We start from the raw sequence: 1732 nt of genomic DNA, 5'->3' as shown, positions 1-1732 counted from the left end.
AATATCAAAAAGGACACATTTTCCCCGATGTTTTCGGTGCGATAATCCCTTTATGGTTGTCAGATGAAATATCATAATTCATCTGATGATCATGGAGGGATTTTCTATGCCCAGATCTAAGCATACAGCTCAAGAAAAGTTACTCATATTGGAGGAGTTCAGACATTCGAAGACAAGTATCAGTAGTTTCTCCCGTCAACACGGTCTTGGTGATCGTACATTACAACGTTGGCAGGCGCGCTATGAACGTGATGGGATTAAGGGATTAGAGGAAGCTCGAAAGAATCAACATTATACCAGAGAGCTAAAGCTTGAAGCAGTGCTTGCTTATCTTAGTGGTGAAGGGTCATTAGCCGAAGTTACGATGCAGTTTGGTCTGCGCTCATCAACACAACTGCAACGTTGGATAGCCATGTATAATAGGGATCATCAATCTTTGACGGCTTCACCGTCTAGAAAGCAGGTCCCCACCATGAGTCGTACAACCACCTTCGAAGAACGCATTAAAGTCGTTGAATATGTCACTAAGGGTAAGCACTCCTATACTGAAGCGGCAGCCCATTTTGATGTGTCTTATCAACAGGCACGGTCTTGGGTGATCAAGGCTCGCGAAGGCGGTTATGAGGCGCTGGTAGATAACCGTGGTCACCACAAAGACAAGCGTGATCTAACCGAATTAGACAAGGCCAAACTGCGCATTCGTCAACTAGAAGCTGAACTCAAGGACAAAGAGCTAGTGGAGGCCTTTGTAAAAAAATTACTGGAAATCCAGCACAAGGAGTGATCAAACAACACCGACAAGCTTACCGTGCCATTGAAGAAGTTAGTCAAGGCCACCACGGCGCTGTCACAAAGTTATTGGACGTTATTGGCGTCAGCCGTCAAGCTTATTACAAAGGCTTAAGGCGGGAGGAAACATTGTGGGAAGTCCACGATCGGCAGCTCAAGGAGCGGACCCAATATTGGTTTGACTTTCATCACCAAGGCATTGGCGCCGGGAATCTCCTGATCAACTTACAACAGGATGAGCTAATTGACTTCCCAGTCACGATCAAACAAGTTCGTCGCGTCATGCGCGAACTTGGCATTCGATGTCAGATTCGCCAAAAACGGCATAGTCGCGTCAAGCAATCTGAACAGTACCTACAAGACAATGTGCTCAATCAATGTTTCTACGTGGAACGTCCTAATCAAGTCTGGCTAGCCGACTCAACCGAGTTGAAATACGGTATCAACGGCGAGTACAAGATGCGCCTCAGTGGCGTTCTTGACCTCTATGGCCGCAATCTGTTGGCTTACAACCTGAGCGCAACCGAAACAACCGCCGCCGAGATTCAGGTCTTCCAGCGCGCTTTCACTCGCGCCGGCAACGTCCATCCGCTCATTCATACTGATCGTGGCTCCGCCTATACATCTAGGGCGTTCAACCGCTACCTTAGCCAGTTTGAAGTCACACGAAGCATGTCGCGACCGGGAACGCCCTATGACAACGCACCGATGGAGCGCTGGTGGAACGAATTTAAACTGCGGTGGATGGATCGTCATCCAATGGCAAAGACTTACAAGGAATTCGTCCAGCTCGTTGAAGATGGGATCCACTATTTCAATCACGATAATCGTTCAGGACAAAGAGACGGCCTTACCCCAGAAGAATACTGGAATAAGGCCATCTAAAAGCTACCAAAATTTTATATTATTTCATCTGTCAACTTGACAGGGCCGACCGCAAAAA

The 1732-nt window shown here is 47.3% G+C and carries 2 protein-coding genes; both read left to right on the top strand.

The annotated features are described in order from the left end of the window. The first annotated feature begins 106 nt into the window (after nt 1-106). On the top strand, nt 107-784 hold the full coding sequence (locus tag BVJ53_RS14580; protein ID WP_129302967.1) for a helix-turn-helix domain-containing protein: 678 nt from the start codon (nt 107-109) through the stop codon (nt 782-784). Beyond that, a complete protein-coding gene (locus tag BVJ53_RS14575) occupies nt 781-1674 on the top strand; it encodes an IS3 family transposase (RefSeq protein ID WP_129302966.1) in 894 nt (297 codons plus the stop codon). The genes BVJ53_RS14580 and BVJ53_RS14575 overlap by 4 nt, the downstream gene beginning before the upstream one ends. Nucleotides 1675-1732 lie beyond the last annotated feature (58 nt).

Source organism: Lacticaseibacillus chiayiensis (assembly GCF_004123795.1).
Lineage (GTDB): Bacteria > Bacillota > Bacilli > Lactobacillales > Lactobacillaceae > Lacticaseibacillus > Lacticaseibacillus chiayiensis.
This window is presented reverse-complemented; position numbering and strand designations above follow the sequence as displayed.